Below are 16,211 nucleotides of genomic sequence, written 5' to 3'. Positions count from 1 at the left end.
CGTCGTAGTAGGCCTTGACGGAAAAAGTATGAAGCAAATCGTTTTTGGGTGGCTTTGCGCCCTGGCGCTGGGACTAAGCGCTCCGGCGTGGGCGCAAAAGAAACCAGTGCAGCAGCCCACCACGGCCCCGGCCGCGCCGGTGCTGCCCAAATTCACGGGCAAGCTGGCCACCGAGCCCGCGCAGTTTATCATCGATGTGCAGTCGATGATGGTGACGACCAACAATGCGGCGGCCAAGGCCAGCGCCGCCCGGCTGCAGCAGCTGTGGGCCAGCAACAAGCTCACAGCCACCCAGCAGGGGCGCATCGTGGCCATTGCCCAGCAGATGCTGGCCCGCAAGTTTAAGCCCCGGCCCCACTTCGAGGCCCTGTTCAATGCCGTGACGGCGGGGGCGCGGGTGCAGAACTTCTCCGACGCGCAGATGGACGAGTTTCTGGGCGTGACGGCCAAAACGCTGGAGCGGGAGCCCGTGCGCGACACCGAGCGGTTCCTGCTCACCTCGGCCCAGTTTCTGGATACCAAGTACCTCTACAGCTCGCGCTACAACCGGCTGCGCGTGATTGGCGGCACCTTCAGCTTCGCCTACAACGAAACCGACATGCCCCAGCCGGTAGTGCCCGCGCCGCCCAAGCCCGCCGCGCCAGCCGCTACCTCCACGCCAGTGTATACCGGCGCGCCCATCAAAACCACCGGCACACCCGCCAAAAAGCCCGCGCCCAAGAAAAAAAGCAGCAGCGGCTGGGACACCGCCGACGACTGGGGCGGCAGCGGCTGGGGCAGCAGCAGCGACGACGACGGCTGGGGCACGCCCAAAAAGAAACCCGCCGCCAAAGCCCCCGTCAAAGCTGCGCCCGGTGCCAAGCCCGCCCCGGTAACGGCCCCCGAGCCGGAGCCGGAACCCGCGCCTTCCTACTCGGCCTACGATACCTACGTGGCCCCGCCCACCCGCGGGCCGGTGCTGCTGCTCAAGGATGCCGACCTGTTTATGGCCACCACCGGCGACTCCATCTTCATCCGGAAGGTGAGCGGGGCCGTGGTGCCGGGCACCAACCGCTTTGTGGGGCAGGGCGGGCAATACGTGTGGTCCATCAAGCAGAACCTGGTGACGGCTGACTTCACCAATTTCGACTTTGACTTCACCAAAGCCGAACTGACGGCCCAGCCGATGACGCTGACCTATCCGGCGGTGCTGGAAGCGCCCATTCAGGGCGCGTTTGCCTACAAAAGCCTCAAGAAAAAGCCCGGCGCCACCGATTCGGGCTACCCGCGCTTTATTTCGCTCACCAACGATGCCCGCGTCAAGAACATTGGCGACAACATCCGCTACTACGGCGGCTTCTCGCTGGCCGGGGCCCGCACGCTGTCGGCCTCGCTGGATGGCAGTTTGTCGCGCATTATCGTCGAAATCGACGGCAAGCCCAAGTTCCGGGCCTCTTCCAGCGCCTACGTGCTGGGCGACTCGCTGATTTCGGCCAACCGGGCGGCGGTTACCATTTTTCAGGATAAGAGCGACTCGCTGACGCACCCCGGCGTGAAGCTGAAGTTTTCCAAAAACCGGCAGGTGCTGCAGCTGGCCCGCGAGGAAGGCCTCTACAAAACCACGCCCTACGCCGACTCCTACCACCAGATGGAGATTCAGACTGAGATGCTGACCTGGCCGCTGCGCACCAACAACATCCAGTTTGCCATCTTGACGGCCAAAAACCAGGTAACGGCCAACTTCGAGAGCAAGGAATTCTACACCAACACCCGCTACCAGCAGATCAAGTCCATCAATAAGCTGCACCCGCTGCAGATGGTGGTGGGCTACAGCCAGGCCAACGGCAACGTGAAATCTTTTACCGTGCAGGAGGCCGCCACCCACCTCAAGCTGAAGGAAGACAACGTGCGCTCGGCCGTGGCCGGGCTGGCCCGCGACGGCTACGTGAAGTGGAACCCCCAGACCGAGCAGATTACGCTGCTGCCCAAGGCCCAGCACTACGTGAATTCGTCGCGCGGGCGCAAGGACTACGACCACATTGCCATCAAATCCTTGTCGCCGAACGGCAAGAACGCCACGCTGGACCTCTCCAACAACGACCTGATCGTGCGCGGCGTGGACCGCTTCAACTTCTCCGACGACTCCGTGACGGTGTTCGTGAAGCCTGATTCGAGCACCATCCGCATTCAGAAAAACCGGGGCGTGCTGTTCAATGGCACCGTAGTGGCCTCGGCGTTTATCTTTAAAGGCAAGGAATTCAAGTTTGACTACGACGGCTTTTATGTCGATCTGGTCAAGATTGACTCCATCATCGTGAAGGGCAAGGGCACGAAAGGCTCGGTGATGAAGGCCCGCAAGGAGTCGGATTTCACCCTCACCAACAAGAACAAAACCTCGGCCGGCCGCCTCTACATCAACGCGCCCAACAACAAATCGGGCCGCAAGAAGCTGGGCGCTTTCCCCTCGTTCGATGCCAGCACCGGGGCCTACGTATTCTTCAACAAGCCCGAAGTGCTGGGCGGCGCCTACGATACGGCGGTGTATTTCGACATTCCGCCCTTCCGCCTCGACTCGCTCAACAACAAGAACCGCTCGGCCGTGGGCTTCAAGGGTACGTTCGTGTCAGGCGGTATCATGCCTAGCTTCAAAACCAAGCTGAGCCTTCAGGAAGATGGCTCGCTGGGCTTCGTGTACGACGTGCCCAAAGAAGGATTTCCGCTGTATGGCGGCAAGGGCAAGCTGTATAACAAGGTGACCATGAGCAACCGCGGCATTCAGGGCGTGGGCAAGATGAACTACCTGACCGGTGAGTTTCTCAGCGACCAGTTCATCTTCTACCGCGACTCGGTAGTGACGGTGGGCAAAACGGCCACCATTGGCCAGGGGCCGCTCAATGGGGTCGATTTTGCTAAGGTGACGCTGCTGCCGGGCTACCAGATGAAGTGGGCCGTGAAGCAGGACTCGATGTACCTGAGCACGGCCAAGGAGGCCCAGCCGATGAAGTACTACAACGGCGACTACACCTTCCGCGGCACCACTATTCTCACGCCCGGCGGCCTCTACGGCGATGGCCGAATGGATGGTCCGCAGTCGTTTATCCGCTCGCGCTCCTTCGTGTTTAAGCCCAGCAGCTACTCGGGCAAGAAGTCTACATTGAGCATTAAGTCGGCGGAGGTGAACAAGCCCGCCCTGACGGCCAACGAGGTAGATTTTGCCTACGACATCAAGCAGGGCTACGCCGACTTTGCCCGCGTGGAGGGCAGCAAGGCCAGCATCGATTTGCCGTATTCCGACTACAAAACCACCCTCAGCGGCGGCAAGTGGGACTTCAAGAAGAAGATGGTGCAGATGCGCGTGGCCGCCGGAGCCGACTCGTCGCGCTCCTATTTCTACTCGACCAAGCCCGAGCAGAAAGGCCTGAAATTCCGGGCCAGCAGCGGCCAGTACGACCTGAGCCGCTACCGCCTGGTGGCCGGCGGCGTGCCCTACATTGCCGCCGCCGACAGCTGGATTACGCCCGACAGCAACAAGGTGTACGTGCTGCCCAACGCCCAGATGCGGGCGTTCCAGAACGCGGATATCGTGATGGACTCGCTTTTCAAATACCACCGCCTCTACAAAGGCGACATCAAGGTGCTCTCGCGTACATCCTTCACCGGCAATGCTTTATATAGCTACAAAACCGCCGCCGACTCGTTTGCCATCAAGTTCAGCAGCTTCGCCGTGGATTCGGCGGCGGCGCTGGGCGGCAAGCCGGGCAAGGGCGGCAAGGCGGCCAGCCCCAAGGGCCTGCTGAAGAAGAAAGGTGACGAGGACGCGCCGTTTGCGCCGCCCACCACGGCCGTGGCCACCATTGCCGCCACCGATAAGTTTCACCTCGCGCCGCGCATTGCCTACCGCGGGGCCGTAAACCTGAACTCGCAGAAGCGCGGCTTCACCTTCGATGGCCAGAGCCGCCTGGAGTTCAGCAAAACGCCCAGCTCGGCCGAGTGGTTTGCCGTGCAGGACAGCATCGACCCCAAGGGCATCCGCATCCGCCTTACCGAGCCCAAATCGGAAGACGGCACGCCGATGGTGACGGGCCTGTTCGTGTCGGATGCTTCCATGAAAGTGTACCCGCTGTTTGTGGCCGTGAAGCCCGGCATCACGGATATGAACCTGTTTCAAGTGGATGGTACGCTGAGCTACGACATCAAGAAGCGCCAGTACACCATCACCCGCAACGACCTCTCGGACCCAAACGTGTATGAGGGCAGCGTGCTCACGCTGGAAGACTCCACGGGAGCCATCAACCTGCGCGGCAAGCTCAACCTAATCAACTCCAACAAGGACTACAACCTGACCGCCGCCGGCCTGGGCTACGTGAAGCCCGACAGCAACGTGTACAAGCTCAACACGTTCATGACCTTCGACATCAATATGCCCGAAAAGGCCATTGAGGCGATGGGCACGGATATGGCCACCAACGCCCGCGGCCTGCCCGAAGCGCTTACCGGCTCGCAGGAGCAGCTGTATAAGATGGGCGAGTTCATCGGCAGCAAGGCCGTGCAGAACTACACCGACCGCAAAGGCAACTACGTGGCCCTGCAGAAGGTGTCGCCGAAATTCCTGCACACGCTGGTGCTCAGTCAGGTAAACTTGCGCTGGAGCCCCAAGCTGAATGCCTGGTATTCGGTGGGCAAGATCGGGCTGGTGAGTATCGGCAAGAAGGACATCAACGCCCTGATTGACGGCTACATCGAAATCAAGAAGGAAAGCACCGGCGACGCGGTGGAAATGTACCTGGAGGCCGAGCCGCAGACCTGGTATCATATCCGCTACTCCAACAACGTGCTGCTGGCCAAGGCCCAGCACGGTTCCTTCGACGAAATCATCGGCTTCAAGGCCAAAGGCGACTACAACACGGCCACCGAATACGGCTTCTACCTCGGCGACGACCAGGAAAAGGACAGCTTCACCCGCCACTTCCGCAAAGACTTCCTCGGCGACAACAGCAAGACCAAAGCCGTCAGCTCGCGCCCCGCCAGCACCGGCAACTTCGACTTTGCTGAGGACGATAAGAAGAAGAAAAAGAAGGCCAAGGAAGAAGCCGCCGCCAACGACGCCGGCACCCCGCCCGCCGGCGATTTCCCCACCGAGGACACCGGCAAGAAGAAGAAAAAGAGCAAGGACGCTGACCCCTTCGACAACGCCGCGGCCGAGCCGGCCCCGCCCACCGAGGACACCGGCAAAAAGAAAAAGAAGGAAGAAGCCGCGGTAGAGAAACCCGCCGCGCCACCCGCTGCCCCGGCAGAAAAACCTGCCGCCCCGGCTCCTACCGAAACCCCGGCCTCCGCTGATACCAAGGATGCGGCTAAGGAAGCCGCTCAAGCCAAAAAGGAGGAAGAGCGCAAAGCCAAAGAGGCGGAAAAGCTCAAAAAAGAGGAAGAGAAGAAGGCCAAGGAAGACGAAAAAAAGAAGAAAAAGAAGGAAGACGACCCCTTCGGCGACTCCTAACCCGCCTCCTGCCCCGAACACGCAGCCCCGCCCGGTATCCGGCGCGGGGCTGTTTGTTTACCACTCCCCAACCCCAACCCCTCCCTAACCCCTCCCCAAAAGGGAGGGGCTCTAATTGTAGCTTTCTGGCAGTTTAAATTCTAAAGCTAAAGCCCCTCCCTTTTGGGGAGGGGTTGGGGAGGGGTTGGCACAAGGGGCCAGCGTAAGGGGTTTTTCTATCTTTGGCCACCTCACCCGCTCTATCTCTTTCTCCATGAACCTACCCCTCATCCTCGCCCTGCTCGTGGCCGCGTACCTCATCGGCTCCATTCCCACGGCGCTGTGGGTGGGTCGACGGTTTTTCGGCCTCGATATCCGGGAGCACGGCTCCGGCAATGCGGGCGCCACCAACACGTTCCGAGTGCTGGGCAAGCGGCCCGGTTCCGTCGTTATGGCCATCGACGTGTTCAAAGGCTGGGCCGCCACCATGATGGCTACCGTGATGCTGAACCAAGGCGCGATTCAGCCGAGGCAGCTGCTGTATTTCCAGCTGGCGTGTGGGGTGCTGGCGGTGCTGGGGCACATTTACCCCGTCTTCGCGCAGTTTCGCGGGGGCAAGGGCGTGGCCACGGTGCTGGGCATGATGCTGGCCATTGCTCCGGCTACGGTCGGCGTGTGCATCTTGGTGTTCCTGCTCATGTTGGTGCTGTTCCGCTACGTGTCCCTAGCCTCCATGACGGCCGGCGTGGCCTTCGCCCTGCTTCAGCTGCTGCCCCCGTTTCGCCCTGACAATAGCCTGCTGCTGGTTTTCGGCTTCGTGCTGGCGGTTCTGCTTATTTATACTCACCGGGCCAATATTAGCCGGCTGCGGAGCGGCACGGAGAGCCGGGTGCCGATGTTTGGAAGGAAGTAGAACAGGATATGCTCCTCACCCCGACCAGGCCGGTTTTGATTGCCCGGCGCGTTAGGGCTTGCGGTGCAATGTGGTTATCTTTGTAAGCCTTACTGATGGTAGATTCTCGTTAGCTATTTCTTGCCTGGGCCAGCGCTACTTCCGCCCCAGATTCTATCCATTTCCCGCTCCCTTCTCCTACCAGCCGGCTGCCCTCGGGCGGTGCCGTTCTGCCACATTTCGAATGAAACAAGAACTCAAAAGCTCCCTCGGACGGCCTTACATCACCATCGAGGACGACCCGGAAAACCGCTGGATTGCGGTGGATTGGGCCGGCTACCTCACCGCCGATAGCATCAAGGCCGGGGCGCACGCCTACACGCAGGCGCTGGCCCAGTCCGGCTTTCAGCGCGTGCTGAACGATACGCGCAAAGTGCTGGGCCCCTGGGACCATTCCATGGACTGGGTTATCAACGTGTGGGCCCCCAACGCCGCTGCCGCCGGCCTGCGCTACTTCGCCCTCATTGCCACCCCCGACTCGATGGCCGATTCGTCGGCGGCCAACTTCTACGCCCAGCTCACGGCTTTTGAAGGCCGCGTGTTTGGCAATGAAGTGGAGGCCAAAGCCTGGCTGAGCCAGTGCCCCGAGCAGCTGAAGTAGCCTTACTTCACCAACCCTGAAACAAAGCACCCCTCCCCGAAAAAGGAGGGGTGCTTTGTTTTAACTCCGATTTCTGAGCGGGCCTATGTATTCGTTGGCTACTTTTACCATCCATTCTTCTCACCCCTTTCCCAACCTCTCCGCATGGCTTCTTTCCTCGAACAGAACCAAGACCGTTTCCTGAGCGAGCTGCTCGACTGGCTGCGCATTCCCTCCGTTTCGGCCGATCCTAAGTTCCACGCCGATGTGCTGAAAGCTGCTGACTACCTCAAAGCCCGGCTGGAAGAAGTGGGCGTGCAGAACGTGGAGCTGTGCCAGACGGCCGGCAACCCCATCGTGTACGGCGAGAAAATAACCGACCCCGCCCTGCCCACTGTGCTGGTATACGGCCATTACGATGTGCAGCCCGCCGACCCCTACGAGCTGTGGACCTCGCCGCCCTTTGAGCCGGTGATTAAAGACGGCAAAATCTACGCCCGCGGCGCCTGCGACGACAAAGGCCAGGTGTACATGCACGTAAAGGCCTTTGAGGTGCTGATGCAGGACGGCGAGCTGCCCTGCAACGTGAAGTTCATGTTTGAGGGCGAGGAAGAAGTAGGCTCCAGCAATCTGGGCATCTTCGTGAAAGCCAACAAGGAGAAGCTGAAGGCGGATGTGATTCTGATTTCGGATACCGGCATGATTGCCAACGACGTGCCCAGCATTGAGGTGGGGCTGCGCGGCCTGAGCTACCACGAGGTGGAAGTGACCGGCCCCAACCGCGACCTGCACTCCGGCATCTACGGCGGGGCCGTACCCAACCCCATCAACGTGCTCTGCAAGATGATTGCCTCGCTGCACGACGAGAACAACCACATTACCATCCCCGAGTTTTATAACAATGTAGCCGTGCTCACCGACGAGCAGCGCGCCGAGCTGAACCGCGTGCCGCACTCCGACGACGAGTTCAAGCAGAGCATCGGCTTGCCCGATACCTACGGCGAAAAAGGCTACACCACCGTGGAGCGCATCGGCATCCGGCCCACGCTGGATGTGAACGGCATCTGGGGCGGCTACACCGGCGAAGGGGCCAAAACGGTCATCGCCTCCAAGGCCTACGCCAAAATCTCGATGCGCCTGGTGCCCCACCAGACCTCCGACGAAATCACGGCCCTGTTCCAGCGGCACTTCGAAAGCATTGCCCCCAGCGGCGTCACGGTGAAGGTGATGCCCCACCACGGCGGCGAGCCCGTCGTAACGCCCACCGACTCGGTAGCCTACAAAGCCGCCGCCGATGCCATGGAAGCCACGTTCGGCACGCGCCCCATTCCTACCCGCGGCGGGGGCTCCATTCCCATCGTGGCCATGTTCAAGAGCGAGCTGGGCTTGGATACCGTGTTGCTCGGCTTCGGCCTCGATTCAGACGCCATCCACTCGCCCAACGAGCATTTCGGCGTTTTCAACTTCCTGAAAGGCATCGAAACCATCCCGCACTTCTTCCGCAACTACGCCGCGGCGATGAAGTAGTGAGATAGTGAGATAGTGAGTGTGATGTTCGGTTTGCGCCACTTGCGCAGCCAGAACATCAAACTCACTATTTCACTACTTCACAAGAAAGCCCGATTCCTGTGTAGGAACCGGGCTTTCTTGTGAGATGGCAAGTTGACTATTTGCCGCCGAACATATAGCCTACATACAGCTGAATGGCCGAATTTCGGGCGTTGTTGAAGTCGTTGGCCGGCGCGTCGCTCTTGCCGTATTTGCTCAGGCCGCCGTTGTAGCGCAGTCCCACCAGCGGTCCGGCTTCCGACTGGTAGCCCAGGCCCGCCGCGTAGCCCAGCTCCACGCGGTTCGTGTTGTCGAGGTTGGTGTAGGTGTTCGACTTGCTCTGCGGCTGGCCGTTAAGGGTCGTTTCCACGTTGTCGTTTACGCTCATCAGGTAGCCCACCTGCGGGCCGGCCTCAAAAAACAGGCCCCCGGCGTTGATTTTCAGCATCACCGGCAGTTCCAGATAGTTGTAGTTCACCTTGCCTTTGTAGGTGTAAGTATTGTTGGCAATGGTAAATTTATTGTCGGCGTACTGAAAGCCTTTCTGCGAATACAGCAGCTCGGGCTGCACCGAGAAAAACCCGTCGCCCGTCACGTCAAAATTAACCATCAGGCCGCCGTGGGGGCCGAATTTGCTTTCGTACCGGTCCTCGTTGGTCAGGTCGCCGGATAGGTTGGAGTAGTTAGCGCCGGCTTTGAGGCCCAGCCGTACCTGCGCCTGAGCCGATGACGAAAACAGTGCGCCAGCGGAAAGAAGCGCGGCCAGTAGGAAAGAGGTCTTTTTCATGGTGCAAAAGAAAATTGGTGAAAGATGCACAAGCGCTGCCCGCCAGTGCGGCGGGCAGCGTTAGGCCCTGAACACCATTTTTGGGCCAATCTGGTGGGCTGGGGCCAAAAAAAATGTGGCTCCCGGTCTGGAAGCCACATTTTCAGGGAGTTGCGGCTAGCTTATTTGCCCAGCGGCAGCAGGTAGCCGATCTGGAGCATGTATGCCGTGTTGAAGGCGCGGTCTTCGTCTTTGCCATTCACGTTTTTCGTATCAAACAGCGTTTTGAAGCCCTGGTTGTAGCGAACCCCGATGCTCAGGCCGCTTTCGGTCTGGTAGCCTACGCCGGCAATACCGCCGATGTCGAAGCTGGCCAGATCCTCTTTGCCGTCGCTCGTGTTGTCGTTCACTTTGTCTTTGTCGCCGTTGGTGAATTTGGTGATGGTCTGCTGATCCTGGCTGGAGCGAGCCATGTAGCCTACTTGCGGGCCCAGCTCAAAGAACAGGCCGCCGGCGTTGATTTTAGCCAGCAGCGGCACCTCAATGTAGGTCAGGGTACGCTTATACTCGTTTTCAACCTTGGAAACCCCAGCTGGTAGTCCCGTAGTCGTCTGCGATTTGGCCTCGTAGCCCTTGCGGTTTAAAAGGATTTCGGGCGCAAACGAGGCAAACCCGTCGCTGGTGAGCGGAATGGTGAAAGCCAGACCCGCGTTGAAGCCCAGCTTGTTGTCTTGGCCATTATTGAACAGCTTTTCAGAGTCGCGGCCATTGACGGTGGAATAGGTAGCGCCGGCTTTCACGCCGATGCGGAAGCCGCCCGCGTCCTGCGCTTTAGCAGCCGAAACACTCAAAAGAGACAAAGCCAGTACTGCAATCTTTTTCATAAGATGGAAATTTGAGGGTGAAAAATGAACCGGCAAATGGGTGGCCGGTATCGAATCTGGGTGGGTAGATTTGGCCCTCTTACCGTAGAAAGCAGCAAGAATGTTGCGGTTGAGCAATGATTTAACACTGTACTGGTTGGCTAGCTGGTCCGTAGGCGGGCGTTGGCCGCGCCCGTAGCGGCAGCCGGTTCAGGCATTTGGGCCGCGTGGTACAAGGGCTTTCGCTAATTTTGGGAAGCTCTTTTTCCGCCTTATGCCTTCAGTTATTTTGCGCCTTCCCCGAGTAGTAGTTTCGGCTCTGGCGGGCCTGCTTAGCGGCCCGCTTTGGGCGCAGCAGGTGGCACCCGCGTTGCCCAAAGGCCCGCTTATTCTAGGGGCCTACGCTCAGGGCAGCTTCATCATCGCGCACACGCCCTCGGTAAAGCACTTGGCCGTGTCGCACCCCACGGGCTTCGAGCTGAACGTGCAGCGCCAGACCAACGGCTCGGAGCCGTGGCACGCGTGGTATAAGTACCCCAAAATCGGGGTCAACTTCGTGTACTACGACTACCACAACCCCGTGCTGGGGCGTTCCTACGCCAGCAGCCTCTACCTGAACAAAACCTTCCTGCGCACCAGCCGGCACGAGCTGAACTTCCGCATCGGCACCGGCCTGGGCTACTTCCCGGTGCGCTTCGATCAGGAAACCAACCACAAGAACACCATCGTCAGCTCGCGGCTGAATGCCACCCTGCAAACCCGGCTGGAGTACGATGTGGCTGTGGCCGAGCACTGGGGGCTGCTGCTTGGGCTGGGGCTGAATCACTATTCGAATGGGGCCACCACCAAGCCCAACTTCGGTATCAATCTGCCCACCGTGCTGATGGGCTTCAATTACCATCAGCAGCACCCGTTTCAGCCGCTGGCCGCCAACCCCGCGCTGGATGCGCCGGCCGAAATCGGGCGTAATTTTCTGGACCTGAGCACCAGTATCGGCTGGAAGCAGCGCAACGAGTCGGACCGCCGCAAGTACCTCGTCAACTCCGTATCGGTGGTGGCGGGCCGCCGCGTGAACCGCAAAAGCAACCTGGTGCTGGGCCTGGAAGGCTTCTACGACCGTAGCCTGGTGGCCCAGCTCCAGGATACCACGCGCGCCGGCATACCCCGCCCCGACGTGAAAAAAGCCGGCGTGTTGGTGGGCCACGAGCTGCTGTTTGGCCGCCTGGCCTTCGTGGCGCACCTGGGCTTCTACGTCTACAATCCTTACAAGTCCAACAAATTCTACTACGAGCGCCTGGGCCTCAAATACCACCTCACCAACCGTCTCTGGAGCGCCGTTGACCTCAAAATACACCGTGGCGCCGCTGATGTAATCGAGCTGAAAATCGGAGCTACGCTGTAAGAAAAATCCGGGCCGAGAGCTGCTACTTAGGGAGTAGCCCTCGGCCCGATTTAGCTTCGCGTCAGCTACCACGCTGGTTTTCAGCCCTGCTGCAGGCTACGGGTGCCTGCATATCGAAACAGCCAAGCCGCACCAACCCAAAGCGTTACAAAAAGTGCCGTGACCCCCAACACAATGGGGACCTCGGCAAAGTCGGCACCCAAAATGGTTCGGGGCTGCCAGAGCAACAGGGCCAGCACGGGCACCAGCACCTGGGCCGCCGCCATCAGTAGCAGCGTACGTGCCATACCCTGCGGCCGGAAGCGAGCCAGCAAAGCCCCTGTGATGCCAACCACGAGCACCCCGCCGTAGAGCAAATTGGCCGGGTTCTGCTCGCTCCCGATGAGGCCAACGGCCAGATTAAGCCAGATGAGCAGAAACCCTGCTGCCAGTGCCACGCCCACCGCCAGCCGGTAGGCCCTGGTGCCGCCCTTGCGCGCAATCAGCTCGTAGGTAAGCCCCGTGCCAAACAGCAGCGTGCCGGCGAATACGAAATCGGTAACTGTCCAGACTACTTCGTGGGTAAACTGCATTGCCACCAGCGGAATCAGTAGAACAAACGCAGTGGCAAGTGCCAGCCGGACAAGGTTTTTGAGCAATGGGGTCATGGCAAAGTCGATGAGAGGTTAGGAAGAATTATCAAAGTGAGGTGTAGTCAGCTTCGCCCGTTGGCTATCGTTGCTACTGCAGATAACAGCGACGGTGTAAATGAAACTAAAGTACTTTGTATTTCAAAGTATTTGTGCTAAAACTCTATTCTAACGTCACCACCAGTTTAGCATTCAGACACAAACTCAGGCGCTTCAGCATTGCCGTTTGCTACTTGAGCATGTTTTTTTGGGTGGACTTCCAGCAATCTGCTTATTTCAAGGGTGTTTAGTTGAACCCGCTCTACAACTCTCTTGCGCATGGAAACCTTTCTGCTGGCCAACCGCTGGCTTCACATCACGGCGGGCTTTATCGGCTTTTTTGTGGCTCCGGCGGCGCTGTACGTGCGCAAGGGTGGGGCCGCGCACCGGCTTTGGGGGCGTATTTTCTTCTGGTCAATGCTGGTAGCAGGCACTACAGCCATTGTGTCGGCGGCCTACAATGGGCTTACGTTTTTGCTGCTCACGGGCATTTTTAGCCTGTATCTGGCCTGGTTTGGCTATCGGTCTTTATACCACAAAAAGCTGGCCCGCGGCGAGGCCCGCCCGGCTTTGGCCGATTGGCTGGGCGTGGGGCTGGGCACGCTGGTATTTGCCGGCACGATAGTATATGGCCTGCTGCATCTGCGCCAGAATCCGGTGCCGGTCGTCTTTGGTGGCATTGGGCTGATGACGACGCTACGCCAGATCCGGGGCTTTTTGCGGACAGGCCCGTGGCCGGCTGGCCAGTGGCTGCTGAACCACATATCGGGCTTTGTGGGCTCCTACATTGCGGCCGTTTCGGCATTTTCAGCCACCAGCCTCACCTTCATTCCGTTTCCGCTCAATTTTCTGTGGCCCACGCTGCTCATGGTGCCCCCGCTGATCTGGACGCAGCGCCGCTACAAAGCCCAATTTGCCCAAGGCCGCCCGCCCGCCGAAGTAGCCGCCGTGCGTATTCAGCCGGAACCAGCCCCGCCGCGCTGACTAGCCCTGCTGCCCCCGCACCAGCGCCTGATTGATGTGCTTCACCAGTGCCGGCCCTTCGTAGATAAAACCAGTGTAGAGCTGCACCAGCGCCGCGCCGGCCGCCAGCTTTTCCAGCGCATCGGCTGCCGAGGCAATGCCGCCCACCCCGATGATCGGCAGGCTGCCCTCGCTGCGCCGGTGCAAGTAGCGGATAACTTCCGTGGCCCGCTGCCGCAAGGGCCGACCGCTCAGCCCACCTGCGCCCATACCGGTCACAGCGCCTGCCGGCGTGGTCAGGCCCGCGCGGCTAATAGTGGTGTTGGTGGCTACCAGGCCACTGAGGTTGGTTTCGCGGGCAATGAGCAGGATGTCGTCGAGTTGGCCGTCGGTGAGGTCGGGGGCTATTTTGAGCAGCAGCGGCTTGGGCTTGGCCTTAGCCAGGTTGCGCTCCTGCACCTGCTGCAGCAGCCGGATCAGCGGCTCCTTTTCCTGCAGTGCCCGCAGATTGGGCGTGTTGGGCGAGCTGACGTTGACCACGAAATAATCGACCACGCCATAAAGCGCCTCGAAGCAAGCCACGTAATCGGCGGCGGCGTGCTCGTTGGGGGTGTCCTTGTTCTTGCCGATGTTGCCGCCGATTATGATGCCCGAGCGACGCTGGCGCAGCCGCTGCGCCACCACGGCCGCCCCGTCGTTATTAAAGCCCATGCGGTTAATCAGCGCCTCATCGGCCGGCAGCCGGAACAGCCGTGGCGCCGCGTTGCCCGGCTGCGCCCGCGGCGTCACCGTCCCGATTTCCACGAAGCCGAAGCCCAGCGTGGCCAGCTCGTCGGTCAGCTCGCCGTTCTTATCGAAGCCCGCGGCCAGCCCCACGGGGTTGCGAAACGTCAGCCCGAACACTTCCCGCATCAGCCCCGGATGCTCAAAATCGTAGAGCTGGCGCAGCAGTGCCGCCATGCCCGGCACCCGAAGGCCACGTTTCAGGTTGTCGAAAACGAAGTGGTGGGCCTGCTCGGCATCCAGTTGAAAGAGCAAGGGTTTCAGCAGGGCTTTGTACATGGCAGGCCGCAGCAAGGAGTGGGCGCTGCAAAGCTCCTAACTTATTCCCGTAGAATAACGCGTAATATGATGCCTTAACAGGCAGCTTTTTTTACAAAGTTATTCGCATGATAATTAAGCAGATATCATCTTAGTAGCTGGCTAAGTCAGCAGATAAGCCTGCTAAAATTTGGATACGAGCGAGAAGACTGGCACTTTTGCACCCCCACAAAGCGGAAATCAATCTTCGCGGCCGGGAAAATGATTCTGTAGCTCAGCTGGTAGAGCAGTACACTTTTAATGTACGGGTCCTGGGTTCGAATCCCAGCGGGATCACCAAAAACCCTCATTGCGTAATGCAGTGAGGGTTTTTTGTTTTCTGATTTTCCGAGAGTGCGGCGGCTTCAGCCGGCCCAGCCTTCACGGTCGAGGCTGCGGTACTGGATAGCTTCGGCTAGGTGCTCCAGGCGGATTTCGTCGGTGCCGGCCAGGTCGGCGATGGTGCGGGCTACTTTCAGGATGCGGTCGTAGGCGCGGGCCGAGAGGCCCAGGCGCTCCATGGCGGTTTTGAGCAGGGCGCGGCCCGCGTCGCTGATCTGGCACATATCCTTCACCATCTGGGGTGGCATCATGGCGTTGGAATGCACGTCGGGAAACTCCGTGAAGCGCGCCGCCTGCACCGTGCGGGCCGTTTCGACGCGCTGCTGAATGCCGGCGCTGGTTTCCGACTTGCGGGTTTCGGTCATCTGGTCGAAGGTGACGGGCGTGACTTCCACGTGCAGATCGATGCGGTCGAGGAGCGGACCGCTGACTTTGTTGAGGTAGCGCTGCACCACGCCGGGGCCGCACACGCACTCCTTGTCGGGATGGTTGTAGTAGCCGCAGGGACAGGGGTTCATGCTGGCAATGAGCATGAAGCTGGCGGGAAAGTCGATGCTGACTTTAGCCCGCGCGATGGTTACGCGGCGCTCTTCCAGCGGCTGGCGCATCACTTCCAGCACCGTGCGCTTGAACTCGGGCAGTTCATCCAGAAACAGCACACCATTGTGGGCCAGCGAGATTTCGCCGGGCTGCGGATTGCTGCCGCCGCCCACCAGCGCCACGTCGGAAATGGTGTGGTGGGGCGAGCGAAAGGGCCGCACGTTCAGCAGTGAGGCATTGGCCCCGAGCTTGCCCGCCACGGAATGAATCTTGGTGGTTTCCAGCGCCTCCTGCATGGTGAGCATGGGCAAAATGCTGGGCAAACGCTTGGCCAGCATGGTTTTACCCGCGCCGGGCGGCCCGATCATAATGACGTTGTGGCCGCCCGCGGCGGCTATTTCCAGCGCCCGCTTGATGTTTTCCTGGCCCTGCACGTCGGCGAAGTCGGCGGTGTACTGGTTGGCGGCGTGCTGAAACACCTGGCGCGTGTCGAGCGTGACGGGCGCAATGTCCAGCCGGCCCTCGAAGAAGTCGATGGCCTGCTGCATAGTCTCGACGGGAATCACGTCGAGGTTGTTCACGATGGCGGCTTCCTGGGCGTTTTCCAGCGGCAGCATAATGCCCTTGAAACCTTCCTTGCGGGCCTGAATTGCAATGGGCAGCACCCCGCGAATGGGCCGCAACGCCCCATCCAGCGCCATTTCGCCCATGATGATATACTCGCCGAGCTTTTCGGTGAGCAGCTGTTGGGAAGCATGCAGAATGCCCAGCGCAATGGGCAAATCGTAGGCCGAGCCTTCCTTGCGGATGTCGGCGGGGGCCATGTTTATCACCACTTTGGTGCGCGGCATCTTGTAGCCCCGAAACTTTAAAGCGGCCTCGATGCGCTGTTGGCTTTCCTTAATGGCATTGTCGGGCAGCCCGACGACGAAGAAATTGGTGCCCTGCGACACGACGACTTCAATGGTAATGGTATTGGCATTGACACCCTGCACGGCCGAGCCGTAGGTTTTGGTAAGCATAGCGCACGTTGGATAGGAGGGGGGAAGAAT

The 16,211-nt window shown here is 59.9% G+C and carries 11 protein-coding genes and 1 tRNA gene; 7 read left to right on the top strand and 5 right to left on the bottom strand.

The genetic code is table 11. The features are described from left to right. The first annotated feature begins 28 nt into the window (after positions 1 to 28). The 4 genes from BUB62_RS00190 to BUB62_RS00175 all read left to right on the top strand — a co-directional run bounded on the left by BUB62_RS00190 (position 29) and on the right by BUB62_RS00175 (position 8,514). Positions 29 to 5,476, top strand: coding sequence for a hypothetical protein (locus BUB62_RS00190; RefSeq protein ID WP_143163964.1), 5,448 nt, complete (start codon positions 29 to 31; stop codon positions 5,474 to 5,476). Between the two features lie 253 nt (positions 5,477 to 5,729). Then, positions 5,730 to 6,368, top strand: a complete 639-nt coding sequence (gene plsY / locus BUB62_RS00185) for a glycerol-3-phosphate 1-O-acyltransferase PlsY (RefSeq protein ID WP_073104696.1) — start codon at positions 5,730 to 5,732, stop codon at positions 6,366 to 6,368. 223 nt (positions 6,369 to 6,591) lie between these two features. Then, the gene (locus BUB62_RS00180) at positions 6,592 to 7,008 is read left to right on the top strand and encodes an STAS/SEC14 domain-containing protein (protein WP_073104695.1); all 417 of its coding nucleotides are present in this window, start codon (positions 6,592 to 6,594) and stop codon (positions 7,006 to 7,008) included. Between the two features lie 144 nt (positions 7,009 to 7,152). Next, entirely contained in the window at positions 7,153 to 8,514 is a 1,362-nt protein-coding gene (locus BUB62_RS00175; protein WP_073104693.1) for a dipeptidase, read from the top strand. Positions 8,515 to 8,653: 139 nt separating this feature from the next. On the opposite strand, the gene BUB62_RS00170 is transcribed toward BUB62_RS00175, so the two are convergent. Next, positions 8,654 to 9,322, bottom strand: a complete 669-nt coding sequence (locus BUB62_RS00170; protein ID WP_073104691.1) for a porin family protein — start codon at positions 9,320 to 9,322, stop codon at positions 8,654 to 8,656. Between the two features lie 161 nt (positions 9,323 to 9,483). Further along, the gene (locus tag BUB62_RS00165; RefSeq protein WP_073104689.1) at positions 9,484 to 10,185 is read right to left on the bottom strand and encodes a porin family protein; all 702 of its coding nucleotides are present in this window, start codon (positions 10,183 to 10,185) and stop codon (positions 9,484 to 9,486) included. 268 nt (positions 10,186 to 10,453) lie between these two features. Between BUB62_RS00165 and BUB62_RS00160 the strand changes: the two genes are divergently transcribed. Further along, on the top strand, positions 10,454 to 11,566 hold the full coding sequence (locus BUB62_RS00160) for an acyloxyacyl hydrolase (RefSeq protein ID WP_073104686.1): 1,113 nt from the start codon (positions 10,454 to 10,456) through the stop codon (positions 11,564 to 11,566). Positions 11,567 to 11,646: 80 nt separating this feature from the next. Here BUB62_RS00160 and BUB62_RS00155 read toward each other — a convergent pair whose 3' ends face one another. Beyond that, the gene (locus BUB62_RS00155) at positions 11,647 to 12,213 is read right to left on the bottom strand and encodes a hypothetical protein (protein WP_073104683.1); all 567 of its coding nucleotides are present in this window, start codon (positions 12,211 to 12,213) and stop codon (positions 11,647 to 11,649) included. Positions 12,214 to 12,513: 300 nt separating this feature from the next. Between BUB62_RS00155 and BUB62_RS00150 the strand changes: the two genes are divergently transcribed. Next, complete coding sequence (locus BUB62_RS00150) at positions 12,514 to 13,218, top strand: DUF2306 domain-containing protein (protein WP_143163963.1); 705 nt, start codon at positions 12,514 to 12,516, stop codon at positions 13,216 to 13,218. Here BUB62_RS00150 and BUB62_RS00145 read toward each other — a convergent pair whose 3' ends face one another. Continuing rightward, on the bottom strand, positions 13,219 to 14,259 hold the full coding sequence (locus tag BUB62_RS00145) for a quinone-dependent dihydroorotate dehydrogenase (protein ID WP_073104677.1): 1,041 nt from the start codon (positions 14,257 to 14,259) through the stop codon (positions 13,219 to 13,221). A gap of 242 nt (positions 14,260 to 14,501) precedes the next feature. On the opposite strand from BUB62_RS00145, the gene BUB62_RS00140 reads away from it, so the two are divergent. Further along, positions 14,502 to 14,577: transfer RNA gene (locus tag BUB62_RS00140), tRNA-Lys, on the top strand. Between the two features lie 65 nt (positions 14,578 to 14,642). Here BUB62_RS00140 and BUB62_RS00135 read toward each other — a convergent pair. Beyond that, positions 14,643 to 16,181, bottom strand: a complete 1,539-nt coding sequence (locus tag BUB62_RS00135; RefSeq protein WP_073104674.1) for a YifB family Mg chelatase-like AAA ATPase — start codon at positions 16,179 to 16,181, stop codon at positions 14,643 to 14,645. Positions 16,182 to 16,211: the final 30 nt, after the last annotated feature.

The organism is Hymenobacter daecheongensis DSM 21074, assembly GCF_900141805.1.
GTDB classification, from domain to species: Bacteria; Bacteroidota; Bacteroidia; order Cytophagales; family Hymenobacteraceae; genus Hymenobacter; species Hymenobacter daecheongensis.
Note: the sequence above shows the minus strand (reverse complement) of the source record. Positions and strands in the feature narration are given on the sequence as shown.

What these genes read in the sequence shown, in the direction of transcription:
- BUB62_RS00155 (WP_073104683.1), bottom strand. Translation starts at nt 12,213, where the DNA reads ATGACCCCATTGCTCAAAAACCTTGTCCGGCTGGCACTTGCCACTGCG.
- BUB62_RS00165 (WP_073104689.1), bottom strand. Translation starts at nt 10,185, where the DNA reads ATGAAAAAGATTGCAGTACTGGCTTTGTCTCTTTTGAGTGTTTCGGCT.
- BUB62_RS00180 (WP_073104695.1), top strand. Translation starts at nt 6,592, where the DNA reads ATGAAACAAGAACTCAAAAGCTCCCTCGGACGGCCTTACATCACCATC.
- BUB62_RS00135 (WP_073104674.1), bottom strand. Translation starts at nt 16,181, where the DNA reads ATGCTTACCAAAACCTACGGCTCGGCCGTGCAGGGTGTCAATGCCAAT.
- BUB62_RS00150 (WP_143163963.1), top strand. Translation starts at nt 12,514, where the DNA reads ATGGAAACCTTTCTGCTGGCCAACCGCTGGCTTCACATCACGGCGGGC.
- plsY (WP_073104696.1), top strand. Translation starts at nt 5,730, where the DNA reads ATGAACCTACCCCTCATCCTCGCCCTGCTCGTGGCCGCGTACCTCATC.
- BUB62_RS00190 (WP_143163964.1), top strand. Translation starts at nt 29, where the DNA reads ATGAAGCAAATCGTTTTTGGGTGGCTTTGCGCCCTGGCGCTGGGACTA.
- BUB62_RS00145 (WP_073104677.1), bottom strand. Translation starts at nt 14,259, where the DNA reads ATGTACAAAGCCCTGCTGAAACCCTTGCTCTTTCAACTGGATGCCGAG.
- BUB62_RS00175 (WP_073104693.1), top strand. Translation starts at nt 7,153, where the DNA reads ATGGCTTCTTTCCTCGAACAGAACCAAGACCGTTTCCTGAGCGAGCTG.
- BUB62_RS00170 (WP_073104691.1), bottom strand. Translation starts at nt 9,322, where the DNA reads ATGAAAAAGACCTCTTTCCTACTGGCCGCGCTTCTTTCCGCTGGCGCA.